General features: G+C 69.0%; 30 protein-coding genes. 12 read left to right on the top strand and 18 right to left on the bottom strand.

The window, feature by feature from the left end; translation table 11 throughout:
* The first annotated feature begins 21 nt into the window (after window positions 1-21).
* Window positions 22-633, top strand: a complete 612-nt coding sequence (locus DI276_RS52715) for a TetR/AcrR family transcriptional regulator (RefSeq protein WP_112273046.1) — start codon at window positions 22-24, stop codon at window positions 631-633.
* Here the strand turns inward: DI276_RS52715 and hisI are convergent.
* Genes hisI through hisF form a run of 3 tightly spaced genes read right to left on the bottom strand, consistent with a single transcriptional unit; the run spans window position 630 to window position 2,091 of the window.
* Window positions 630-980 (bottom strand): phosphoribosyl-AMP cyclohydrolase, encoded by a 351-nt coding sequence (hisI, locus tag DI276_RS38665; protein ID WP_112273048.1) that lies wholly within the window; start codon window positions 978-980, stop codon window positions 630-632. The two genes, DI276_RS52715 and hisI, sit on opposite strands and share 4 nt — an antisense overlap.
* Window positions 977-1,336: a hypothetical protein gene (locus DI276_RS38670; protein WP_112273050.1), complete on the bottom strand. Its 360-nt coding sequence runs from the start codon at window positions 1,334-1,336 to the stop codon at window positions 977-979. Before DI276_RS38670 ends, hisI begins: the two co-directional genes overlap by 4 nt.
* Window positions 1,333-2,091, bottom strand: a complete 759-nt coding sequence (gene hisF, locus DI276_RS38675; protein WP_112273052.1) for an imidazole glycerol phosphate synthase subunit HisF — start codon at window positions 2,089-2,091, stop codon at window positions 1,333-1,335. The genes DI276_RS38670 and hisF overlap by 4 nt, the downstream gene beginning before the upstream one ends.
* On the opposite strand from hisF, the gene DI276_RS38680 reads away from it, so the two are divergent.
* Genes DI276_RS38680 through DI276_RS38690 form a run of 3 tightly spaced genes read left to right on the top strand, consistent with a single transcriptional unit; the run spans window position 2,090 to window position 3,451 of the window.
* Window positions 2,090-2,308 carry a hypothetical protein gene (locus DI276_RS38680; RefSeq protein ID WP_157985219.1) on the top strand — a complete coding sequence of 73 codons (219 nt, stop codon included), beginning with the start codon at window positions 2,090-2,092 and terminating at the stop codon, window positions 2,306-2,308. The genes hisF and DI276_RS38680 overlap by 2 nt on opposite strands.
* A gap of 10 nt (window positions 2,309-2,318) precedes the next feature.
* The gene (locus DI276_RS38685) at window positions 2,319-2,699 is read left to right on the top strand and encodes a PPOX class F420-dependent oxidoreductase (RefSeq protein ID WP_112273056.1); all 381 of its coding nucleotides are present in this window, start codon (window positions 2,319-2,321) and stop codon (window positions 2,697-2,699) included.
* A 50-nt stretch (window positions 2,700-2,749) separates the two neighbouring features.
* On the top strand, window positions 2,750-3,451 hold the full coding sequence (locus DI276_RS38690; protein ID WP_112273058.1) for a Clp protease N-terminal domain-containing protein: 702 nt from the start codon (window positions 2,750-2,752) through the stop codon (window positions 3,449-3,451).
* Here the strand turns inward: DI276_RS38690 and priA are convergent.
* From priA to DI276_RS38725, 7 genes are all read right to left on the bottom strand, one after another.
* A complete protein-coding gene (gene priA, locus DI276_RS38695; RefSeq protein WP_112273060.1) occupies window positions 3,417-4,148 on the bottom strand; it encodes a bifunctional 1-(5-phosphoribosyl)-5-((5-phosphoribosylamino)methylideneamino)imidazole-4-carboxamide isomerase/phosphoribosylanthranilate isomerase PriA in 732 nt (243 codons plus the stop codon). The two genes, DI276_RS38690 and priA, sit on opposite strands and share 35 nt — an antisense overlap.
* Complete coding sequence (locus tag DI276_RS38700) at window positions 4,145-5,374, bottom strand: hypothetical protein (RefSeq protein ID WP_112273062.1); 1,230 nt, start codon at window positions 5,372-5,374, stop codon at window positions 4,145-4,147. The genes priA and DI276_RS38700 overlap by 4 nt, the downstream gene beginning before the upstream one ends.
* Window positions 5,371-6,006 (bottom strand): imidazole glycerol phosphate synthase subunit HisH, encoded by a 636-nt coding sequence (gene hisH / locus DI276_RS38705; protein WP_198681176.1) that lies wholly within the window; start codon window positions 6,004-6,006, stop codon window positions 5,371-5,373. Before hisH ends, DI276_RS38700 begins: the two co-directional genes overlap by 4 nt.
* A gap of 9 nt (window positions 6,007-6,015) precedes the next feature.
* Entirely contained in the window at window positions 6,016-6,828 is an 813-nt protein-coding gene (locus DI276_RS38710) for a hypothetical protein (protein WP_157985220.1), read from the bottom strand.
* Between the two features lie 7 nt (window positions 6,829-6,835).
* Window positions 6,836-7,609 (bottom strand): hypothetical protein, encoded by a 774-nt coding sequence (locus DI276_RS38715; RefSeq protein WP_157985221.1) that lies wholly within the window; start codon window positions 7,607-7,609, stop codon window positions 6,836-6,838.
* Window positions 7,610-7,706: 97 nt separating this feature from the next.
* Complete coding sequence (locus DI276_RS38720) at window positions 7,707-8,600, bottom strand: transketolase family protein (protein ID WP_112273070.1); 894 nt, start codon at window positions 8,598-8,600, stop codon at window positions 7,707-7,709.
* Entirely contained in the window at window positions 8,600-9,262 is a 663-nt protein-coding gene (locus DI276_RS38725) for a thiamine pyrophosphate-dependent enzyme (protein WP_198681177.1), read from the bottom strand. The genes DI276_RS38720 and DI276_RS38725 overlap by 1 nt, the downstream gene beginning before the upstream one ends.
* Window positions 9,263-9,317: 55 nt before the next feature.
* On the opposite strand from DI276_RS38725, the gene soxR reads away from it, so the two are divergent.
* Window positions 9,318-9,782 (top strand): redox-sensitive transcriptional activator SoxR, encoded by a 465-nt coding sequence (gene soxR / locus DI276_RS38730; RefSeq protein ID WP_112273074.1) that lies wholly within the window; start codon window positions 9,318-9,320, stop codon window positions 9,780-9,782.
* Here soxR and DI276_RS38735 read toward each other — a convergent pair.
* Together DI276_RS38735 and DI276_RS38740 are read right to left on the bottom strand one after the other, a co-directional pair.
* Window positions 9,779-10,612 carry an alpha/beta fold hydrolase gene (locus tag DI276_RS38735; protein WP_198681179.1) on the bottom strand — a complete coding sequence of 278 codons (834 nt, stop codon included), beginning with the start codon at window positions 10,610-10,612 and terminating at the stop codon, window positions 9,779-9,781. The genes soxR and DI276_RS38735 overlap by 4 nt on opposite strands.
* Entirely contained in the window at window positions 10,605-11,537 is a 933-nt protein-coding gene (locus DI276_RS38740) for a DUF998 domain-containing protein (protein WP_157985222.1), read from the bottom strand. The genes DI276_RS38735 and DI276_RS38740 overlap by 8 nt, the downstream gene beginning before the upstream one ends.
* A 54-nt stretch (window positions 11,538-11,591) precedes the next feature.
* Here DI276_RS38740 and DI276_RS38745 point away from each other — a divergent pair, with 54 nt between their 5' ends.
* Together DI276_RS38745 and DI276_RS38750 are read left to right on the top strand one after the other, a co-directional pair.
* On the top strand, window positions 11,592-12,116 hold the full coding sequence (locus DI276_RS38745) for an RNA 2'-phosphotransferase (protein ID WP_112273080.1): 525 nt from the start codon (window positions 11,592-11,594) through the stop codon (window positions 12,114-12,116).
* Window positions 12,113-12,739: a class I SAM-dependent methyltransferase gene (locus tag DI276_RS38750; protein ID WP_112273082.1), complete on the top strand. Its 627-nt coding sequence runs from the start codon at window positions 12,113-12,115 to the stop codon at window positions 12,737-12,739. The genes DI276_RS38745 and DI276_RS38750 overlap by 4 nt, the downstream gene beginning before the upstream one ends.
* Here DI276_RS38750 and DI276_RS51585 read toward each other — a convergent pair.
* Genes DI276_RS51585 through hisD form a run of 4 tightly spaced genes read right to left on the bottom strand, consistent with a single transcriptional unit; the run spans window position 12,702 to window position 15,872 of the window.
* A complete protein-coding gene (locus DI276_RS51585) occupies window positions 12,702-12,857 on the bottom strand; it encodes a hypothetical protein (RefSeq protein WP_198681180.1) in 156 nt (51 codons plus the stop codon). The genes DI276_RS38750 and DI276_RS51585 overlap by 38 nt on opposite strands.
* Complete coding sequence (gene hisB, locus DI276_RS38755) at window positions 12,857-13,456, bottom strand: imidazoleglycerol-phosphate dehydratase HisB (protein WP_112273084.1); 600 nt, start codon at window positions 13,454-13,456, stop codon at window positions 12,857-12,859. The genes DI276_RS51585 and hisB overlap by 1 nt, the downstream gene beginning before the upstream one ends.
* A complete protein-coding gene (locus tag DI276_RS38760) occupies window positions 13,453-14,559 on the bottom strand; it encodes a histidinol-phosphate transaminase (protein WP_112273086.1) in 1,107 nt (368 codons plus the stop codon). The genes hisB and DI276_RS38760 overlap by 4 nt, the downstream gene beginning before the upstream one ends.
* Window positions 14,556-15,872, bottom strand: coding sequence for a histidinol dehydrogenase (gene hisD / locus DI276_RS38765; protein WP_112273088.1), 1,317 nt, complete (start codon window positions 15,870-15,872; stop codon window positions 14,556-14,558). Before hisD ends, DI276_RS38760 begins: the two co-directional genes overlap by 4 nt.
* A gap of 133 nt (window positions 15,873-16,005) precedes the next feature.
* Between hisD and DI276_RS38770 the strand changes: the two genes are divergently transcribed.
* Window positions 16,006-17,301: a M14 family metallopeptidase gene (locus DI276_RS38770; RefSeq protein ID WP_112273091.1), complete on the top strand. Its 1,296-nt coding sequence runs from the start codon at window positions 16,006-16,008 to the stop codon at window positions 17,299-17,301.
* A gap of 288 nt (window positions 17,302-17,589) precedes the next feature.
* Here the strand turns inward: DI276_RS38770 and DI276_RS38775 are convergent, their stop codons facing one another.
* Window positions 17,590-18,726, bottom strand: a complete 1,137-nt coding sequence (locus DI276_RS38775) for an aminotransferase class V-fold PLP-dependent enzyme (protein ID WP_232837213.1) — start codon at window positions 18,724-18,726, stop codon at window positions 17,590-17,592.
* Window positions 18,727-18,753: 27 nt separating this feature from the next.
* Here DI276_RS38775 and DI276_RS52720 point away from each other — a divergent pair, with 27 nt between their 5' ends.
* A complete protein-coding gene (locus DI276_RS52720; RefSeq protein ID WP_232837214.1) occupies window positions 18,754-19,242 on the top strand; it encodes a hypothetical protein in 489 nt (162 codons plus the stop codon).
* Between the two features lie 10 nt (window positions 19,243-19,252).
* The gene (locus tag DI276_RS38785) at window positions 19,253-19,744 is read left to right on the top strand and encodes a hypothetical protein (protein ID WP_112273095.1); all 492 of its coding nucleotides are present in this window, start codon (window positions 19,253-19,255) and stop codon (window positions 19,742-19,744) included.
* Here DI276_RS38785 and DI276_RS38790 read toward each other — a convergent pair.
* Complete coding sequence (locus DI276_RS38790; RefSeq protein ID WP_232837215.1) at window positions 19,737-21,236, bottom strand: ABC transporter substrate-binding protein; 1,500 nt, start codon at window positions 21,234-21,236, stop codon at window positions 19,737-19,739. The genes DI276_RS38785 and DI276_RS38790 overlap by 8 nt on opposite strands.
* A 25-nt stretch (window positions 21,237-21,261) precedes the next feature.
* Here DI276_RS38790 and DI276_RS38795 point away from each other — a divergent pair, with 25 nt between their 5' ends.
* Both DI276_RS38795 and DI276_RS38800 read left to right on the top strand, forming a co-directional pair.
* Entirely contained in the window at window positions 21,262-22,038 is a 777-nt protein-coding gene (locus DI276_RS38795; protein ID WP_112273461.1) for a carbon-nitrogen hydrolase family protein, read from the top strand.
* Between the two features lie 5 nt (window positions 22,039-22,043).
* Window positions 22,044-22,451 carry a cupin domain-containing protein gene (locus DI276_RS38800; RefSeq protein WP_112273099.1) on the top strand — a complete coding sequence of 136 codons (408 nt, stop codon included), beginning with the start codon at window positions 22,044-22,046 and terminating at the stop codon, window positions 22,449-22,451.
* The last annotated feature ends 1 nt before the right edge of the window (window position 22,452 follow it).

Below are 22,452 nucleotides of genomic sequence, written 5' to 3' on the forward strand. Positions count from 1 at the left end.
AAATTCAACATCTGTTGAACTATGACCCGTGTGGAGCAAGTGAACCAGAAACGCCGCGGCCGCCGCGCCGCGGGCGAGGACACCAGGGCGGCGCTGATCGCCGCGGCTCGCGAGGTGTTCACGGAAAAGGGCTTCGACGGCGCGACGGTCCGCGCGATCGCGGCCAGGGCCGGTGTGGACGCCGCGATGGTCAACCACTGGTTCGGCGGCAAGGAAGGCCTCTTCGCCCAGGCGGTCCTGCAGGTCCCGATCGACCCGGCGGAGATCATCAAGCGCCTGCTCGACGGCCCCGTGGACCAGCTCGGTGAACGCATCATCCGCACGTTCCTGACCATCTGGGACGCCACCGGCGGTGGCGCGTTCGCGGCCATGGTCCGGAGCGTGACGAGCAACGACAAGGTGGCAAGCGCCCTGCGGGAGCTCTTCGTGAACACGATCTTCCGCAACCTGACCGGACACCTGGGCGTCGACCGGGCCGACCTCCGCGCGACGCTGTGCGCGACCCAGATGATCGGGCTCGGCATGGTCCGCTACGTCGTCCACTTCGAACCGCTCGCCTCAGCCGACGTCGAAGCCCTGGTCAACGCGATCGGTCCGAACCTGCAGCGCTATCTCACGGGCGACCTGGACTAGCCGTCCGCGAGCAGCACCGTCGCGTCGAAGCACGTGCGGTCACCCGTGTGGCAGGCGGCGCCCACCTGGTCGACGACCAGCAGCAACGTGTCGCCGTCGCAGTCGAGCCGCACCTCGTGCACGTACTGCGTGTGCCCGGACGTCTCGCCCTTCACCCACAGCTGCTGGCGGCTGCGCGAGTAGTAGGTGGCGCGGCGCGTCGTCAACGTGCGGTGCAGCGCCTCGTCGTCCATCCACGCCACCATGAGCACCTCGCCGGTGCCGCGCTGCTGGGCGACCGCGCAGACCAGCCCGTCCGGCGTGCGCTTGAGCTTGGCCGACAGAGCAGGATCGAGCGGGCTGCTCAACGGGTTCCTCCCAGGTGTTCGCGAGCCGGTGCGGTGTTGAGCAGGACCACTCCGTAGATGTGCACGGCGGCGAGCACGCCGGACGCGACGCGGGCCCACACCGGTCCGTTGGCCAGCACGATGACGAGATGCAGCAACGCCACGAGGATGAACGCGATCATCGCCGGGTAGTGCATGAACCGCAGCCGCAACAACAACGCCACCGCCACGGGCAGTTCGACCAGCGCGACGAACGACGGCAGCTTCAGCACGTCGGCGTCCCCGGTGGCGCGCCACAGAACGAGCCCCACTACGAAGAACACCGCTGCCCCGCCGAACGCGACCGCCGAGGCCACCCGCACCTCGACCGGCGTCATCGCACCACGACGCCGGCTGCGCGCAGGCCGTCCTTGACCTCGCCGATGCGGAGCTGTCCGAAGTGGAACACGCTGGCCGCCAGCACGGCGTCGGCACCGGCCGCGACCGCAGGCGGGAAGTGGTCGATCGCACCCGCGCCGCCGCTCGCGATCAGCGGCACGTCGACCTCGCGCCGGACCAGCTCGATCAGCTCCAGGTCGAACCCGGCCTTGGTGCCGTCGGCGTCCATCGAGTTCAACAGGATCTCGCCGACGCCCAGCTCCTGACCGCGCGCCGCCCACTCCACGGCGTCGATGCCCGTGCCGTTGCGCCCGCCGTGCGTGGTGACCTCGAACCCGGTGCCGCCGGGCACGCGCCGTGCGTCGACGGACAGCACGATGCACTGGGCGCCGTACCGCTGGGAGCACTCTTTGAGCAGCTCCGGCCGTGCAATGGCGGCCGTGTTGAGGCTGACCTTGTCCGCCCCCGCGCGCAACAGCTTGTTCACGTCCTCGGGGCTGCGCACGCCGCCACCGACCGTGAGCGGGATGAACACCTGCTCGGCCGTGCGCCGCACCACGTCGTACGTCGTCTCGCGGTCGCCGCTCGACGCCGTCACGTCGAGGAACGTCAGCTCGTCGGCACCCTCGGCGTCGTACGCCCTGGCCAGCTCGACGGGATCGCCCGCGTCGACGAGGTTGGTGAAGTTGACGCCCTTCACCACCCGGCCCCGGTCGACGTCGAGACAGGGGATGACGCGAACAGCCACTGACATGCGCGAAAGCCTACAAGGGGTGCCGTTCCCGCACGTCGCCGACCAGCGCAGGTCACATCAGTCCGAGCCGCTGCACCAGCTGCCCGGCCTCGCTCGACGCGCCAACGCCGAAGTCGGCACCGCGTCCGGCCACCACCGGGCGGTCTCCGCCGAGTCGATCCCGTCCACCGCGACCGCAACCCTTGCTGACGCATCAGCGGGCGCAACGCGGCACTAGGCTCAGTGACGTGATCACTGAGCTGGGCAAAGGCGAGTACCTGCTGCTGACGACGTTCCGCAAGGACGGCACCCCGGTGCCCACGCCGGTCTGGGTCGCTCCCGGCCCCACCGACGACGTGATCTACGCCTGGACCCCCAAGGAGACCGGCAAGGTCAAGCGGATCCGGCGCAGCGGCGACGTGGAGATCGGGCCGTGCGACTTCCGCGGCAACCCCAAGGGCGAGTCGGTCAAGGCTCGCGCGCGGCTGCTTGACGACGACGCCAGCGACGACGTCCGTTCGCGGATCGTCAAGAAGTACGGGTTCATGGGCTGGCTGACCATGACCGGCAGCAAGCTGCGCCGGGGCCGCACGGGCACGATCGGCATCGAGATCACGCCGGCGAGCTGAGCGTCAACCCGAGGTTGACCCGCCCGCAAACGTCAACCTAAAGTTGACGCATGATCCAGTTGACCGACCTCATCGTCACGGTCGCTCAAGAGGCCGACGACGCCCTCGTGCGCCTCGCGAAGGCCGTCGAGCTGAGCGGTCAGCTGAACGAGCTCGGCGACCACCTGATCGGCCACTTCGTCGACGAGGCACGGCGTGGTGGTGCGAGCTGGGCCGAGATCGGCGAGAGCCTCGGCGTGACGAAGCAGGCCGCGCAGAAGCGGTTCGTGCCCAAGGAGTCGCCGGAGCTCACCAAGCCGTCGATGGAGCGCTACACCCAGCGCTCGCGCCGGGTCATCGCCCTGGCGCGGCACCACGCGCGGTTCAGCGAGCGCATCGGCACCGAGCACCTGCTGCTGGGGTTGCTGGACGAGTCGGGCGGGCTCGCGGCCAAGACCATCGCGAAGCTCGAGTCCGGCGACGGCAGCACGCGCATCGCGGTGCTGCACCGGCTCGACAACGAGGCCAAGCAGCGGCCGGAGAAGCAGCCGTACTCGACGCACTGCAAGAAGTCACTCGAACTGGCCGTGCGGGAGGCGCTGCGGATGGGCCACATGTTCATCGGCACCGAGCACATCCTGCTCGGCGTGCTGCTCGAGGAAGGTGGGACCGCGGCCGACGTGCTGCACTCCACCGGAGTCACGCACGCGGCCGCGGCCGCTCACATCGAGAAGATCGTCAACGGACCGCAGCGAGTGCTTCCGGGAGCGTGAAAGCACCGGCGTACAAGGCTTTGCCGATGATCGAGCCTTCCACGCCGTCACGCGAGAGCTTCGCCAGCGCGACCAGGTCGTCCACAGTGGACACGCCGCCGGACGCGATCACCGGCGCGTCGGTGCGGGCGCAGACCTCGCTCAGCAGCTCGAGGTTCGGGCCCGTCAGCGTGCCGTCCTTCGACACGTCCGTCACGACGTAACGCGCGCAGCCGTCGCGGTCGAGCCGATCGAGGACCTCCCAGAGGTCGCCGCCGTCCGACGTCCAGCCGCGGCCCTTCACCCGGTGGCCCTGCTCGGTGATGCGGACGTCCAGGCCCACGGCGATCTTCTCGCCGTGCGCCGCGATGGCCTTCGCGCACCACTCCGGGTTCTCCAGCGCGGCCGTGCCCAGGTTCACGCGGGCACAACCGGTGGCCAGCGCGGCCTCCAACGACGCGTCGTCGCGGATGCCGCCCGACAGCTCCACCTGCACGTCCAGCTCGCCGACGACGCGGGCGATCAGCTCGCGGTTCGAGCCGCGGCCGAACGCGGCGTCCAGGTCGACGAGATGGATCCACTCCGCTCCGTCGCGCTGCCACTGCAGGGCCGCGTCCAGCGGCTCGCCGTAGTTCGTCTCGGTACCGGCTTCGCCCTGCACGAGCCGGACAGCCTTGCCATCAGCCACGTCAACAGCGGGGAGGAGTGTGAACGTCACCCGCTCAGCCTAGCGTCCCCCAGCACGAGGGCGGCCACGCGCTCCTGGGCGTCCGCGGTGCGCGCAAATGTCGCCGGCACGGGCGTGACCAGGAACCCGACGAAGCTCGGGTACTGCTGCGCCAGCGCGAGGTGCATGTACTGCGTGCTTTCAAGATCGGCGTCGGTGCGGTCCGCGCACGGCGCCTGCGGCGACCCTTCCGGCATCAGGAAGAGCTCCTTGCCCGGCGCCCGCTGCTCCAGCTTGGTCATCCGCTCCTCGAGCTCCACGTAGCCGGCGCAGTGGTCGTGGAACGCGACCGCGTCGGCCTCCGCCGGCGGCTGGAACGCGTCGTCGATCGCGGGACCGGCCACGACGAACACGACCTTCTTGCCGGGGAAGAGCTTCTTGATCTGACGCGCGGTGCCGGCGTCCCTGACCACGAAGCCGTCGACGTGCCGCTCGGCGGCCGCGGACGCACCGACCTCGACGAGGTTCAGGTTGCTGTGCCCGCGCACGTCCTGGGCGCGGGCACCGAGGTAGCCGTAGTAGCGCAGGGTCGCACCGAGCCGCTTGCGCAGGTGATCGGAGTTCAGCGCCTCGATCTTCAGGTCGTCGACGAGGCTCGCCGTCGTGGCGCTGCCGGAGCCGAGGTAGACCCACAGCCGCTCGGTCGGGACCTCGGCGCCGAGCGCGATGTTCCGCTGTTCGCCGTTGACGGTGACGTCGAGCGCGGCGCCGGAGAGCTTCAGCGTCACGGCGAACGAGTTGCGCGGCGTGACCGACGTGGACACCACCGGCTTGCCCGGCTGCGAGATCTCCACGGTTCCGTTGGCGCGCAACCGGAAACCGAGATCGATGTCCTGTCCGGACGGATGCCCCGTGATGTTCGCAGAGCGGGCGAGCACGATCGACGACCACCCGTCCGCGGCCGGCGTGAGCTTCGCCGAGATCGTCGAACCGGTGGAGGGCGCGTCGAGGCGCACTGCGGTCGTGTCGCCGCGCATCGACAGCGTTCCTGGCCGGCGCGGATCGTTGACGTGCACGGAGCCGCCCGCGACGCGGCTGTACGTGACGGCGCCGGTGCCCTGGCGTTGTCTGAGGTTGTCGTTGAGGCCGTTGGTCAACGGGTTGTGCACGGCCCCGTCGAAGTTGTCGTGGAACGGTGCCGGTACGGCGAGTGCGCCCCCAGGCACAGCAACGGAGGCAGCCGTCAAAGCGGCTACCGTCAGCAGTCGTGTGATCACGACAAGGTAGTCAACCAGTTCTGCAGCAGCTGCGCGCCCGCATCGCCGGACTTCTCCGGGTGGAACTGGGTCGCCCACAGCGGTCCGTTCTCCACCGCGGCCACGAACTCGTCGCCCGAGTGGTCGGCCCACGTGACCAGCGGCGGCTTGATGTGGTCGGCCGCCTCCAGCTCCCACTTGCGCACGCCGTAGGAGTGCACGAAGTAGAACCGGGTGTCCTCGTCGAGCCCGGCGAAGAGCTGCGAACCCTCCGGCGCGCGGACCGTGTTCCAGCCCATGTGCGGCACGATCGGCGCCTCGAGGCGTTCGACCGTGCCCGGCCACTCGCCGCAGCCCTCGGTCAGCACGCCGTGCTCGATGCCGCGCTCGAACAGGATCTGCATGCCCACGCAGATGCCGAGCACCGGCCGGCCGCCCGCGAGGCGCTCCCCGATGATCCGGGCGCCGCGCACGGAGTTCAGGCCCTCCATGCACGCGGCGTAGGCACCGACGCCGGGCACGACCAGGCCGTCGGCGTCGCGCGCGGCCTTCGGGTCTGCTGTCACCTCGACATGGGCGCCGACCCGCTGAAGCGCGCGCTCGGCCGAGCGCAGGTTGCCGGAGCCATAGTCAAGTACGACGACACGTGCCACGACCACAGGTTAGTCGGTCGGGGCGGCACCCTGCGTAACCGGTATGACCGGCAACACGGTGTTGATCGGTTTCCGGCGCACCAGCTGGCGCTGCAGCGACACCAAGAGGACGACCAGCAGCACGACGAGCAACGCGCTGAGCGTGTAGTACACCACCATCGACAGTTGCAGCAGCACCGTCACCAGCCCCGCCAGCGCGATCAACGGCAGGAACAGCGCGAGCGGCCACCTCTGCGCTCGTGGCGGCTGCAGCGACTCCAGCACGCCGTCCGCCCGGCCCTCGCCGGTGAGCTCGGCGACCTGCGCCACCTCCGCGAGCCCTGCGGCGCGGAAGAACTCCGGGATCGCCTCGCGGCCGTTGTCGAAGTCGCGGATGCGTTCGAGCGCGCCCTTGCGGCTGGCCGCCGGGTGCAGCGCGGTGAGCTTGTCGATGGCGTCCTGCTGCCACTTGTCCTTCTCGCGCAGGTTGACCAGACCGGCCGTCGAGCGGTCGAAGAACCTGCCGACCGGGCCCGACTGCTTGGCCTGCGCCGAGAGTTCGAGGATCGCCTCTCGCGAGCCCCACATCGAGGCGCGGCCGAGCGTGGTGGTGAAGAGGTAGAGCAGCGCGGCGTCGTCGTTCCACACCGCCAGCGCGGCACCGCCCCCGATCTTGCGCACCCTGTTGGTCATGTACGCGGCCTCGCTGAGCGTGGTGGCCGGCGAGGGCAGCAACACCGTGCCGGACTGCACGGGGACGAGCGCCGCGGGGCCCACGTTGCGGCTGTGCATGGCCTTCTGCAGCTCGGCGGCACCCAACGGGGTCCAGATCAACATTCTCACGCGCACATCATTCCTCCTCGGCCGCGCGGGCCCAGGCCGACATGCCAAGAACGTCGCGCTCGGGGAACGGCTCGGTGCGTCGCGCACGGAGAATCGACACGACGCTCTGCCCGGATCCCACCACGAACGCGAGCGTCAACAGCACGTACAGCACCACGGTGAACTCCGTGGGGAACGGCGCCCAGCTGAAGACCCACCCGGACACGGCCAGCCCGGCGATCGCGCCGAGGAGGTGGACGACCGGGTTTCCCGCAGGGATCTGAGCTGCCCCGCTGCGCTCGCCGAAGAGACGTTCCCACCACTGCTTCTCGTGCTGCGGCACGGCATCGTCGACCTCGCCGGCGTCGATCTTGATCAACGCGGCGGCGTCCAGCGCGAAGCCGGCGGACTCCAATGCGATCCGCAGCGCGCTGAGCCCGTCGAGCACACCGTGTGCGCGCACGGCCTCAACGGCGCCGGCGAGCCAGCTCAGCCCGTCCGGCAGACGTCTCGGCGGGGCCGGCTCGAAGATGTCATCAGGACCGAACCGCCACCCGCGCACCGCGCCGTCGGAGTAGACGATCCACGCGGTCGTCTCCGTCCAAACCAGACCGACCCGCACGCCTTTCACGGCGCGCAGGTTGTCCGCCACCGTGTCGGACGTGTACGGATCCGGACCGAGCACGAACGTGCCGTGCGGAACGGGCACCAGCAACCGAGGCCGGGCCGCGCGTCTGCTCAACGCCGTCCGTGTCGAGTCCGGATCTGATGTGGTCCAGATGACCACCCGCGGGGTGTGCACGGTCAGGCATCTTGCCTGACCGTGCGGCTTTTCACCCCTAAACGACGCGAGAAGGCGCGCCGGTCCAGTCATCCCCCATGACTGCGAACATGTTTCTTCACCCCCTGAAGAAACTCCGCACAGCACTCCCCAGCCCCACCACGTCGAGGTCGTGCGCGGCGTCATGATCCTCGGCCGTGCCGTAGTTGCGGAGCTCTGCGTGTCGTTTGACGCCTATACAACGCACGCGGTGCGGGAATAGTTGCAAGGCATCGGAAATCAGATGAGCTGAAGTTCCCTCGAGGTACGGCTCGACCACCATGACGTCGGCGTGGTCGGTGGCGCTCACCGCCTTGACCAGTCCGTCCGAGTCGAACGGTCGGACCGTGGCCGCGTACAGCACCGTGACGTCGGCGTTCTCCGCGTCCACCGCCTTCAGCACGCGGTCGAGCATCGGTCCAACGGCAAGCACCACCCCCCGTTTTCCGTGACGCAGTGCGGTGAATCCCTCACCCACCGGATACGCCTGACTGTTCTCGTGCAGCGAAAGCCTGACGTAGACCCGGTTGTCGCCCATCAAGGCTTCCTTGAGCAACGGCGTGACCTCGTCCGCATGGCCGGGCACGTGCACCGTCCAGCCCGGCAACGTGTCGAACAACGCGACATCGCCCGGCGACTGGTGCGTACGCCCCCACACCGGGTCGTCGTAGGAGGCGCCGATGCTCACGAACACCGCACCCACGTCCTGATGACCGATGTCGAGCTTGATCTGCTCATACGGCCGTTCAACGAGAAACGGCGCATAGCTGTGCACGACCGGCCGCAGTCCGGCCAACGCCAGACCGCCCGCCACGCCCACCATGGTCTGCTCGCGGATCCCGACGTCCACGACGCGTTCGTTCTCCTGCGGGAACTCGTTGCTCGAGATCACCGCCGTCACCACGGCGATCCGCGGGTCGTTGTCGATCTCCTCGTTGACCGTCTTGACGAAGGCCTGGCGCATCGTGGTCATCAGTAGCTCTTCTCGATCTTGGCGACGACCACGTGCGGGCGGTCGTGCGGCGCGGTCAGTGCGGCGAAGACGGCCTCGTGGTCGCGGCCGTCGACCTCGGCGGTCGACCAGCCCTCGACGGCGAACCTCTGCGCGATGCCGCCGGGCCACCCGTACATCGCGGACTGGTTGTCGATCACGATCGCGGTGAGGTTCGCGACGTTCAGCCTGGCCGCCACCGCGATCGCCTCGTGGTTGCTGCCCTCGTCCAGCTCACCGTCACCGACCAGCACGAACGTCCTGCCCGGGCTGCCGTGGATCCGCTGCCCGAGCGCCGTCCCCACCGCGATCGGCAACCCGTGCCCGAGCGAGCCGCTGCTGATCTCGACACCTTTGACGAGCACCCGGTCGGGGTGCTGGCCGAGCGGGCTGTCCCACGACGTCCATTCGTCCAAAGTGGACTCTTCGATGAACCCCTTTTCGGCGAGGACGGCGTAGTACGCCATCGGCCCGTGCCCCTTGGAGAGCAGGAACCGGTCGCGGTCGGGGTCGTCAACGGTCGCCGGCGTGACGTTGAGGACGCGGTCGTAGAGGACCCAGAGCACGTCGATCGTGGAAGCCGCAGCCCACTCGTGCTTCTCGTCCCCGGTCATCCTCGCGAAGAGCTCTGGTATCCGTTGCATGCCACCAACTGTTCAACCTCGACCATGCTGGAGGTCAAGCAGCTACGATGATCGGGTGAGCAAGTTGCCGGAAATGCTGACCATCGGCCAGGTGGCCGACCGCAGCGGAGTCCCCCACACCGCCCTGCGCTTCTACGAGGACCGCGGCCTGATCGCCTCGGTCCGCACCGCGGGAAACCAACGCCGCTACCAACGCTCGGTGCTGCGCCGTCTGGCCTTCATCCGCACCGCACAACGCGTGGGCCTGACTCTGGAGGACGTCCGCGACGCCCTGGCCCAACTTCCCGACAGCCGCACGCCCACCAAATCCGACTGGGAACGCCTCTCCCGCTCCTGGAAGACGGAGCTCGACGCCCGCATCGACGCGTTGTTCCGGCTGCGCGACCGGCTGACCGGCTGCATCGGGTGCGGCTGCCTTTCGCTGCGCAGTTGCGCATTGCAGAACATCGACGACGAGCAGGCGTCGCACGGCCCCGGCGCTCCCAAGCTCAAGCCGGTGCTGGAGGGCGGCACGGTCTAGCCGGTTGCCAGGAACTCCCGCACCGCGCTCAGGTACCCAGCGGGCTCGTCTACGTGCACCATGTGGCCCGCCTCCTCCAGCACGACGGCACGCGCCCGCGGGATCAGCTCCAGCGTCGGCTCGACCAGACCGACCGGGAACGTCATGTCCTGCCGCCCGTGCAGCAACAGCACCGGGATGCCGAGCGCCGCGATCCGTTGCGCCGCATCGGGGAGCCGCGGTGAGACCAGACTCCCTGCCAGGAACGGCCGCGCCCACTCGCCGCCGAACCGGATCTCCTCCAGCCGCCGCAGGTAGCCGGGCATCGCCTCGGCGCGCCTGATGTTCGCGGACGCGGCCGCAAAGGCCTCGGCGCGCACGCACTCTTCTGGCGAGAGGTTCGACTGCCACGGGTCTTCCTGACGTGCCAGGATCTCGTCCCGCTCGGTCCACCCGGCGAAGGCGTCCGGCGGCACCGGCAACACGCTGCTGCCCGACACGATCAGGCTGCGCACGCGCGACGGATGCGTGATCGCGAACCGCTGCGCCACCATGCCGCCGTACGAGTGGCCGAGCACGTCCACGCGCTCGACGCCGAACGCGTCCAGCACGCGGACGAGGTCCCGCATGATCCCGTCCGGGTGGTACTCCTCCTCCGGCACGCGGCCTGACCTGCCGCAGCCGCGCAGGTCGGGCATCAGCAGCCGGCAGTCGAGGCGCTCCAGCGGGTCGCGCAGGTAGCTGTGGTCCCAGTCGGGGCCGCCGTGGATCGCGAGCAGCGTCCGGTCGGTCGTGCCCTCCTGCCAGGCCACGAAGATCTCGGGCCCGCCGGGCACCACTCGGTCACGCAACACGTTCCCCCCGAAGTTTCAGCACACACCAGAGCAGCAGCAACAGGGCCATGCCGCTGAACACGAAGTCGCCGACCTCCGTGCCGCCCAGCTCCGGCTTGACCGGGAACGAGCACCACACGTAGGTCAGCACGGCACCGGCGGCCAGCGCGAACCGGTGCCGCTGGTCCCACCCGTCTCGCCGCGACCAGCGGGACACCAGCACGATCCCGAGTGCCACGACCACGCACCAGATCGCCACACCCACCCATTCGAACCAGTCCGCGCCGATCAGCGTCACCGAACCCCAGTACGCGCTGGTCCCCACCAGTGAAGCGACACCGACCAGCAGCGGCGCGGGCGGCGAGCCGGGCAGCGCCTCGGCAGACCGAACCCGGAACGCGAGCACGACCAGCAGCACGATGGCCACGCCCGCATAGGCGAACTGCCACCACTGGGCCATGAAGCGTTCCTCGGTGTAGTTGCCGTAGAACACGAACGCCGAGCCGGCCAGGAACAGCAGGCCGAACAGGACGAGGCCGCGCGTGCGCAGCCACGGGCCGCGGCGCGACAGGGTTTCGACCAGGGCGATCGGGACGCAGATGCTCCAGATCGTGTGCAGCGCCAGGATCGACTGCACGACCTCGACGCTCGTGCCGAGGAACGGGACGTAGGACGGGCCGGTCAGGTAGTCGTGGCCCGCGTAGGAGTGGTTCCAGATCAGCTGGTCGACCGGGCCCTCCTCGATCAGCGCGTACGCCGCGGCGAGCAGGAACATCGACGGCCAGCCGCCTGCGCGTCTACCCAGCTCGCGGACCAGCACGGCCCCGGCGCCGTACAGCGGGGCGAGCAGGAGGCCCAGGCCCATGTCCGTGATCGGGATGTTGCCCAGGAGGAACTCGCCGACGAACGGCGCGAGGAAGAACAACCCCAGTACCGGCCACACCGGACCCATCGAACCGCAAAATCGGTGGACGTGTTGTGGTTTCCTGAGGAGCAAATGGAAGAAGACAGAATGATCCGCTTGTCGAAGCGGATGTCCAAGGCGCTGCGGCACCAGCCGGAGCGCATCGGCCTCACCCTCGACGCCAACGGCTGGGTGCCGGTGGCCGAACTCCTCGCCGCGCTGAAGGTCTCCGCGGACGAGCTGCGCGAGGTCGTGGACCGGAACGACAAGAAGCGCTTCACGATCGACGGCGACCGCATCCGCGCCAACCAGGGGCACAGCGTCGAGGTGGACCTCGGGTTGCCCACCGCCACGCCGCCGGACACGTTGTTCCACGGCACGGTCGCGCAGTACCTCGACGACATCATGCGTGACGGCCTGCGCCCCATGTCACGGCACGACGTGCACCTCTCGCCCGATCAGGAGACGGCGCGGCGGGTGGGCTCGCGGCGCGGGCGGCCGGTGATCCTCACGGTCGACGCCAAGGCGATGAACGACGACGGGCACGAGTTCCGGCTCAGTGCCAACGGGGTCTGGCTGACCCAGCACGTCCCCGCCCGATACCTGGCCGCGCCGTGAGAGAGGTCGTCGAGACCGGCTACGACGCGATCGCGCGGGCCTACCTCACCTGGTCGGCGCAGATCGCCGACGACCCGCGGCTGCACTACCTCGAAGAGTTCGACAGCCGCCTCGAGACCGGTGCGAAAGTCCTCGAACTAGGCTGCGGCGCGGGCGTCCCGGTCACGCGCAAGCTCGCCGAACGCCACGACGTCCTGGGTGTCGACCTGTCCCAGCAGCAGATCGATCTCGCCAGGACCAACGTGCGCGGTGCGCGGTTCGAGAAGGCCGACATGACGGCACTCGACTTCCCGGACCACACGTTCGACGGCATCGCCGCGTTCTACTCGATCCTGCACGTGCCGCGCGCCGAACAACCCGAGCTCATCGCGAAGATCGCCCGCTGGCTCAAGCCCGGCGGCCTGTTCCTCGCCTCACTCGGCACCGGCACGCCGGACGTCACCGAGACCTGGCTCGGCGTGGAGATGTTCTTCAGCAGCAACCCGCCCGCCCGCAACCGCGAGCTCCTCGCCGAGCACCTGGAGATCGTCATCGACGACCTGGTGACCATGCACGAGCCGGACCCGGCCACGTTCCACTGGGTGCTCACACGAGCCAGAGGACCGCGCCAACCACCGCGATGACGAGCAGCACCAGCAGGATGATCGCCATGAACTTGGCGGTCTTCCACGTCGAGTAGACGCCACCGGCCAGAAAGCCCGCGAGGGCCAGCAGGCCGATGACGACGACTTCCTTCGGCATCAGAGCACGCCCTTGGTCGACGGGATGCCGCCGACGCGCGGGTCGGGCTCCACGGCCGCACGCAGAGCGCGCGCGATCGCCTTGTACTCGGCCTCCGCGATGTGGTGCGGGTCGCGGCCGTACTCGACGCGCACGTGCAGCGCGATCTGGGCGTGGAAGGCCAGCGACTCGAACACGTGCCGGTTCAGCACGAACGGGTAGTTGCCGCCGATGACGAACGAGTTGAACTGCTCCGGCTCGCCGCGGTGCACGGTGTAGGGGCGGCCCGAGACGTCCACCGCGGCGTGCGCCAGGGTCTCGTCCATCGGGATCCAGCAGTCGCCGAAGCGGCGGATGCCCTTCTTGTCCCCCAACGCTTCCCGCAGCGCCTGGCCCAGCACGATCGCGATGTCCTCGACCGAGTGGTGGGCGTCGATCTCGACGTCACCGGTGGCGCGGACGATCAGGTCGAAGCAGCCGTGCACGCCGAACGCGGTCAGCATGTGGTCGTAGAACGGCACGCCGGTGCTGATCTCGACCTGGCCGGTGCCGTCCAGGTCGATCTCCACGTAGACCGACGACTCCTTGGTGGTGCGCTCCACCTTGCCAACGCGACTCACCGGCTGACCTCCTTGCTGGCCGCGAGGAAAGCGTCGTTCTCCGCGGGCGTTCCGATGGTCACCCGCAGGTGACCCGCGATTCCGACGTCCCTGATGAGCACGCCGTGGTCCAAATAGGACTTCCAGACCTCACGTGCGTTCTCGAACCAGCCGAACAGCACGAAGTTCGCGTCCGAGGGCACGACCTGGAAGCCCATGCCCGTCAACGCCGCCACCACGCGGTCGCGTTCGGCGGCCAGCTTCGCCACCGAGCCCAACGTCTCGGCGGCGTGCCGCAGCGACGCCCGCGCGGCCGCCTGCGTCAACGCGGACAGGTGGTACGGCAACCGCACCAGCTGCAGAGCGTCGACCACGGCCGGTGCGGCGGCGAGATAACCCAGCCGCCCGCCCGCGAACGCGAAGGCCTTCGACATCGTGCGCGAGACGATCAGCCGCGAGCCGTACTCGTCGAGCAGCCCGATCGCGCTCTCCTGCGACGAGAACTCCGCGTACGCCTCGTCCACGACGATCATGCCGGTGGTCGACGCGATCAGCAGGCGCAGGTCTTCCAGCGGGATCGACTGCCCCGTCGGGTTGTTCGGCGACGTCACGAAGACGACGTCCGGCCGCGTCTCGGCGATCACCGCGGCGGCCTTCTCCACGTCCAGCGAGAAGTCCGGCCGGCGCGGCGTCGGCGTCCACTCGGTGCGCGTGCCGGCGGCGATGATCGGGTGCATCGAGTACGACGGCTCGAAGCCCAGCGCCGTCCGCCCAGGCCCGCCGAACGCCTGCAGGATCTGCTGGAGGATCTCGTTGGACCCGTTGGCAGCCCACACGTTCTCGGCGGTGAGCGTGACCGACGTCGCCTCGGTCAGGTACGCCGCCAGGTCGTCGCGCAACGCCACCGCGTCCCGGTCCGGGTACCGGTGCAGCTCACCCGCGATCTCGGCCACCGCAGCGACCACGTCCGCAGCCAGCGCGTCCGTCGGCGCGTACGGGTTCTCGTTGGTGTTCAAGCGGTACGGCACGTCGAGCTGCGGCGCACCGTAGGGCGTGCGGCCGCGCAGATCCTCGCGCAGGGGCAGATCGGACAGCTCCACCCGAGCGCCGACGACAGGCTTCATCGAGCGAACCTCGCTGTGACGGCCTGCCCGTGCGCGGGCAGGTCTTCCGCGTTGGCCAGCACGACGACCTTGTCCGCGACGTCGCGCAGTGCTTCCTCGGAGTAGTCGATCACGTGGATGCCGCGCAGGAACGTCTGCACGGACAACCCGGACGAGTGCCGCGCACAGCCACCCGTGGGCAGCACGTGGTTCGAGCCCGCGCAGTAGTCGCCGAGCGACACCGGCGAGTACGCGCCCACGAAGATCGCGCCTGCGGACCGGATCCGCCCCGCCACCTCGCGCGCGTCGCGCGTCTGGATCTCCAGGTGCTCGGCGGCGTAGGCGTTGACGACCCGGACACCTTCGTCGACAGAAGACACCAGCACGGTGCCGGACTGCTTGCCGCCCAGCGCCGTGCGGATCCGCTCGACGTGCTTGGTGGCAGCGATCTGGCGCTCCAGCTCGACGTCCACGGCGTCGGCGAGTTCGACGGAGTCGGTCACCAGCACCGACGCGGCCAGCGGGTCGTGCTCGGCCTGGCTGATCAGGTCGGCGGCCACGTGCACCGGGTCGGCCGTCGAGTCGGCGAGAATCGCGATCTCGGTCGGCCCCGCCTCCGCGTCGATGCCGATCAGACCGCGCAGCAGCCGCTTGGCCGCGGCCACGTAGATGTTGCCGGGACCGGTGACGACGTCGACGGGAGCCAGTTCACCGCCGTCGGAGTCCACGCCGCCGTACGCCATCAGCGCCTGCGCCTGGGCGCCACCCACGGCCCACACCTCGTCGATGCCGAGCAGTGCGGCGGCGGCCAGGACCGCCGGGTGCGGCAGGCCACCGAACTCGGCCTGCGGCGGCGAGCACACCACCAGCGACTCGACACCGGCGATCTGCGCGGGCACGACGTTCATGACCACGGTCGACGGGTACATGGCCAGACCACCGGGCGCGTACAGACCGACGCGCGCGACCGGCACCCACTTCTCCGTGACGGTGCCACCGGGCACGACCTGCGTCGTCGTGTCGGTGCGGCGCTGGTCGGCGTGCACGCGGCGGGTGCGCGTGATCACCTCTTCCAACGCCTCGCGCACGGCCGGGTCCAGCGAGGCCAACGCCGACTCGATCGCTGCGGCGGGCACCCGGACAGAAGTGGGACGAACGCCGTCGAACTTCTCCGTGTACTCGAGTACCGCCTCGACGCCACGAGCCGCGACCGCGTCCACGATCGGACGCACCTGATGCAGCGCCGCGTCCACGTCCATCTCGGCGCGCGGCACGGCGGCGCGCAGCTGAGCGGGAGTCGTGGTGCGACCTCGCAGGTCGATGCGGCTGAGCATGCCCTACAGGGTAGTTCCTGCCGAATTCTGTCAACGGTCAGCCCGCTAACGGCGCTACCTCTGCCTGTTACCGCACGGCCACGCTCGGTTGCGCACCACTCCGTCGCAAACCCCTGCTGATGATGGAGGAAAGATGTTCAGCAAGAGCCGCGGCAAGATCGCCGCAGTGCTCGCCATCTGTCTGCCCGTGCTGGTCGCGGGCATGGCGACGCCCAGTGCCGCCGACTCCGGCCGCTATCTGCTCGAAGTCACCGCGAACACCTCGGCCGAACGCACCCAGATCGCCGAGATCGGCGTCGACGTGCTCGGTGCGACGAAGCTCACCACGGTCTCGGTGGTCGCGGACAAGGCCCAGTACCAAGCCCTGCAGGCGACCGGTCTGCCGATCAAGTACGTCGGCGACTTCGAGCAACAGCTCAAGAGCCTGGGCAAGGTCCAGTTCGCCGACCCGCAGCCGGGCCAGATCGGCACCCAGGACTTCCCGTCCGGCTACACCGGGTACCACAACTTCGCGGAGATGACCGCGGAGCTGCAGCAGACGGTCCGCGACCACCCGAGCCTCACGAGCATGCGCAGCATCGGCAAGAGCTTCCAGAACCGGGACATCTGGGCGCTCAAGCTCAGTGACAACGTGGCCTCCGACGAGAGCGAGCCGGAGGTGCTGTTCGTCTGCGGCCAGCACGCCCGCGAGCACCTGACCGTCGAGCAGTGCCTGCAGATCATCAAGCGCTACACCGACAACTACGCCACCCCGGCGATCAAGAACCTGGTCGACAGCCGCGAGGTCTGGATCGTCCCGATGATGAACCCGGACGGCGCCGAGTACGACATCGCCTCCGGTTCGTTCCGCGGCTGGCGCAAGAACCGCCAGGGCAACGGCACCGACCTCAACCGCAACTGGGGCTACAAGTGGGGCTGCTGCGGCGGCTCCAGCGGCAGCTCGACGTCGGACACCTACCGCGGCACCGCAGCGTTCTCCGCGCCGGAGACCGCCCGCATCCGCGACTTCGTGAACTCGCGCGTCGTCGGTGGCACCCAGCAGATCAAGACGTTCATCGACTTCCACTCGTTCTCGGAGCTCGTCCTGTGGCCGTACGGCTACACCAAGGCGGACACCGACACCGGCCTCAACGCGGACGAGGCCCGCGCGTTCCAGACGCTCGGCCGGCAGATGGCCGCCACCAACGGCTACACGCCGGAGCAGGCGAGCGACCTGTACATCACCGACGGCACCAGCGACGACTGGATGTGGGGCCAGCACAAGATCTGGGCCTACACCTTCGAGCTGTACCCGAGCAGCGGCGGCCTCAACGGCTTCTACCCGCGCGACACGGTGATCCCGGCGCAGACCGCCCGCAACGACCGCGCGGTCGACCTGTTCCTGGGCTACTCGGACTGCGTGAAGCGGGTCATCGGCCAGACGTGCTGACGATCCCGCCGACCCGGTCCAGCGCCTGATCGATCTCCACGGGAGTGACGAAGTAGTGCGGGGAGGCCCGCACTACTTCGTTCAGGCCCCGCACGCCGTCGACACGTTCGTCGGCGTCTCTGACCGCGCGAAGAAGGTCATCGGCCAGACGTGCTGAGGATCCCGGCGACCTGCTCGGCCCGCAGCCGATCCTTGATCTCCATCGCCGGCACCGTCGACGACGCGGCACAGCCCGCAACGACCGCGCGGTCGACCTGTTCCTGGACTACTCGGACTGCGTGAAGCGGGTCATCGGCCAGACGTGCTGACGATCCCGCCGACCCGGTCCAGCGCCTGATCGATCTGCTCGGGAGTGACGAAGTAGTGCGGGGAAGCCCGCACCACCTCGTCCAGCCCCCGCCTCGTCATGTCGATCCGCGTCGAACCGACCTGCGACACCGTCACGGCGACCTGCTCGTCCCACAACCGGTCCTTGATCTCCATCGCCGGCACCCCCTCCGCCGTGAAGGTGACGATGCCCGACTGGCGTTCGCCGAGATCCCGAACCGTGATCCCGTCGATCGCCCGCAGGCCCTCGCGCAAGCGCTTGGCACGGTCGGCGACCTCGGCCTCGATGACGTCGAGGCCCTTGTCCAGGGCGTAGCGCGCGGCCGCGATCATGCCGAGCCGGTCGGCGATGCTGCACTCCCACAGCTCGAACACCCGAGCGTCGTCGCGCAGCCGGTACTCCATGGGCCCGGTCCAGGCGCCGCTGTGCAGGTCCACCAGACGGGGGTGGAGCTTTGCTCGCACTTCGTCGCGTACGACCAGAGCGCCCGTACCGCGCGGTCCGCGCAGCCACTTGCGACCTGTACACGCCAACATGTCGTAGTCGAGGCCACGCAGATCGAGCTGTCCGGTCGACTGGCAGGCGTCGAGCAACACCAGCGCACCGACCTCGCGGGCCGCCGCGGTGATCTCGTTCACGGGGTTGACCAAGCCGCCGTTCGTCGGAACGTGCACGAGCGAGATCAGCTTGACCCGGTTGTCAAGGTTCAGGGCGTCGAGGTCGACCTGTCCGTGGACGTCGGAAGGGATGACCTCGACGACCGCCCCGGTCTCCGCCGCACGGCGCAGCACCGGGATCGCATTGCCACCGTATTCGACCTCGGTGACGAGAATTCGGTCCCCGGCCGACAGCGGCACCGCGTCGAACGCCGCCAGCCATGATCGAGTTGCACTGTCCGTGAAGGCGACCTCGGACGGGTGACACCCGAAGAACTCGGCGAGCACCCCGTAGCCCGCCTCCAGGTCATCCCGGCGTTCTGCGGCGGCGCGGTAGCCGCCGATCTCCGTTTCCCGGCGAAGATGCCCGATGACCTCGTCCACTACCGGAGCCGGAGGGATCGAGGAACCTGCGCTGTCCAAGAAGATCAGATCGCTCACCAGCCCAACTGTGCCACCATCGAGTACATGGGGGATCGCTCGTTCGGGTACAGCGCCCAGGTACGGCCGTTCTTGTGGGTTTTCCTCGTGCTCACACCCGTGGAAATCCTGCTCATCGACCTGCTCGTGCCGTGGTTCTGGTTGCGCGCCGTGCTGCTCGTGTTCGGCCTCATCAGCGGCCTGCTGCTCGGGTGGCTGCTCTGGATGCTGCACAAGTTCAAGCACGAGATCGACGACGAGTACCTCTGGCTGCGGTACGCGCGCGAGTTCGAGTACCGGATCCCGTTGAGAGCCATCGAGAACGTCACGCAGGGCATGACCAGCCGCTCGCTCAACAAGACGCGGTCCGTTGTGGACGGAACGCTCGTGCTGGAGATCGCCAACACCACCAACGTCCGCGTCAGCCTCAACGAACCGCAGGAGATCGACCTCGGACGGCGTGGCGCACATCAGGTGACGAAGATCGAGTTCTGGGCCGACGACCCCGACGGCATGGTTCGCGCGCTGCGAAAATAGGCTCCCCACCATGGTGGAGATCCCCTACGGCAAGCGCATGCGGCCGCGGTACCTGCGGTTCCTGATCATCACGGCGGTCGGGATCGCGTTGGTCGCGTTTGCCTTGGACATCCCGTGGCTGCTCATCACGCTGATCGTGCTCGGCGTGCTGAACGCCGTCGTGTGTGTGGGCGCTCTCTACGTGCTGTACCGCCAGCCGCACACCATCACGGACGGCGAACTGCGGCTGCGTCAGCTGGGCTTCTTCGACTGGCGCATCCCCACCGCAGATCTGAGCACGGCGCAGGTCGCCGAACGCTCCCACAAGGGTCAGCGCAGCGTCGAGGTGATCGGGGAGGCGCTGGTCATCCAGTCGCTGACCAAGACGAACGTCTCGGTGCCGTTCCGCGAGCCGCAGCTGGTCGACCTGGGCAAGACCGGGCCCAAGCAGGTGCGCAAAGTCGAGTTCTGGGCGGACGACCCGGAAAAAGCCGTCCGCGAGATCAACCAGAGGACTACTTAGGCTCCCACTTGTCGAGGTTCCACCACGGACCCCAGGCCAACGCGCCGTAGGAGTTCGGGTCGACCACGGCCTGATAGCCGTTCCACGAGTCACGCAGCACGTACGCGTGCTCGGGGAAGACCAGCACGGCCATCGACGGCGCCGCGACGAACGCCTGCTGGAAGAGCTTGTACGACACCGCTCGCTGGGCCGGGTCGATGAGCTTGCGGCCGTTGTCCAGCGCGGCGTCGGCTGCGGGACTGCCCTGCCCGCGCAGGTCGTAGAGCATCAGGTCCGGGTCGAACGGCGAGCCCTCGCCGTACAGCAGCGCATCGGCTCCCATCCGCGGCCGGATCGCCTCCCACGACAGGCCGGCCAGCTGCACGTCCACGCCCACGGCCCTGGCGTCGGCCGCGAACGCCGTCGCCAGGTCGGCGCGCAGGTCGTCGCCGAGCGGGTACATCAGCGTGAAGCGGGCCGGGACGCCTTCGCGCACCCGGATGCCGTCCGCACCGGGCACCCAGCCTCCCGCGTCGAGCTGCCGGGCGGCCTCGGTCTTGTCATAGCGGAACTTCGCGGTCGGGTCGAACTCCTCGGCCAGCGCGTCCGGCACCGGCGTGTAGGCGATCGTGCCCTTGCCGTCCAGCAAACTGTCGATCATGCCCTGGCGGTTCGAGGCGTAGTTCAGCGCGAGGCGGATGGCGGCGTTGCCGGTCACCGGGTTCGCCGCGGGCAGCCGCACCGCGCGGTAGTCGGCGCTGCGGTGGTACTGCACGAGCAGGCCCGACTTACCGGTGAACTGCGCGGCGATCTTGGGCGGCAGCACCGTGCCGTCGAACTCGCCGTCCTGCATGCGGCGCGCGCGCTGGTTGTCGTCCGTCACGAACACCACGGTCAGCTTCTTGACCTTGGGCACGCCGTCGAAGTACGTCTCGTTGGCGTCCAGCAACAGCCGGTCGCCCTTCTTCCACTCGGTGACCTTGTACGGACCGGTGCCGACGGGCTGGCCGTCCGGCTTCGCCTGCTCGCTGGGCAGGACGCCGAGGGTGAGCAGATGTGGGAACGCCGCGTACTGCTGGTCGAGGGTGAAGCGGACCGTCGACGGGCCGATCTGCTCGACGGCCTTGAGCGTGCTGAACCTGTCCTTCACCGGGTTCTGCAACGCGGCGGTGTAGGTCGCGACCACGTCCTCCGCGCCGAACGTGCTGCCGTCGGTGAACTTGACGTCACCCCGCAGCTTCACCGTCCAGCTCAGCCCGTCCGCGGCCGGTTCCGGCAGGTCGGCGGCCAGCTGCGGCTTGAGCGAACCGTCCTGGCGGTGTTCGACGAGACCGTCGTAGATCTTCGACACGCCCTGCGCGCCGTAGCCGAGCAGCGGGTTCAGCGTGGCCGGCTCGTCGCGGTCGGCCAGCACGATGGACGTGCCGTTCGTGCCACCGTCCGGGCGGGGCGTGGCGGTCTCGGTGCAGCCCGCGACGGCCAGCAACACGACGAGCAGCAGTGGGAAACGCACGGTTCCGGACCCTACAGTGATCCGCATGCGCATCGCTGTGAGTCAGATCAGCTCCACCACCGATCCCCGGTCCAACCTGGAGCTCGTCCGCGACGCGGTGCGCAGGGCCGAGGGCGCGCGCGTCGTCCTGCTGCCCGAGGCGACCATGTGCCGGTTCGGCGTGCCCCTGAGCCCCGTCGCGGAGCCGTTGGACGGTCCGTGGGCGTCTGCGGTGCACGAGATCGCCGCCTCGCACGACGTCGTGGTGGTGGCCGGCATGTTCACGCCCTCTGGCGACCGCGTCACGAACACGATGCTGGTCACCGGGCCGGACATCCACGTGGGCTACGACAAGATCCACCTGTTCGACGCGTTCGGGTTCCAGGAGTCGCGCACGGTCGCTCCTGGCTCCACGCCGCTGACCTTCGAACTGGACGGCGTCACCCTGGGCGTCGCCACCTGCTACGACATCCGCTTCCCCGAGCTGTTCCGCGCGCTGGCGGACGAGGGTGCGTCAGCGGTGCTGGTCGGGGCGTCGTGGGGCGCGGGGCCGGGCAAGAAGGAGCAGTGGGAACTGCTGGTGCGGGCACGGGCGCTGGACTGCACCTCGTGGGTGGTGGCGTGCGGGCAGGCCTACCCCGGCGAACTGGGCTCGTCGGCGCCGACCGGCATCGGGTACTCGACGGTCGCCGACCCGTTCGGGAACGTGGCTCTGCAGCTGGACGACAAGCCCGCCGTCTCGGTCGTTGAAATCGACACCGAGGGGACGGTGGAACAAGCTCGCTCCGTCCTTCCTGTGCTGGCGAACCGACGGCTACGTTGACCTTCATGCGCATCGTTTCGGCTGTAGTGGCCGCTTTGCTGTTGTTCTCCGGTGTCGCCTCGGCGACGCCCTCGCGCGGGGTGACCGCTCGCGAGATCGCCAAGTGGTCCGTCGGCGACCGCGACTACGTCGTCCGCGAGATCACCGTGGCGCCCGGTGGCAGCACCGGCTGGCACCACCACGACGGCACGCTGTACGCGGTGGTGAAGAAGGGCGTGCTGACCCGCACGATGTCCGACTGCACCACCAACTTCGTGCACCACCGCGGGGACGCGTTGATCGAGGAACCCCACCACGTGCACATCGGACGCAACCTCGGCACCGAACCGATGGTGCTGCAGGTGGTGTACGTCAACCCGGCCGGTACGCCGCTGTCGCGCGACGAACCGAATCCGGGTTGTTCGTTCGAGTGAG

Origin of the sequence: Lentzea terrae (genome assembly GCF_003265345.1) — a bacterium.
GTDB classification, from domain to species: domain Bacteria; phylum Actinomycetota; class Actinomycetes; order Mycobacteriales; family Pseudonocardiaceae; genus Lentzea; species Lentzea terrae.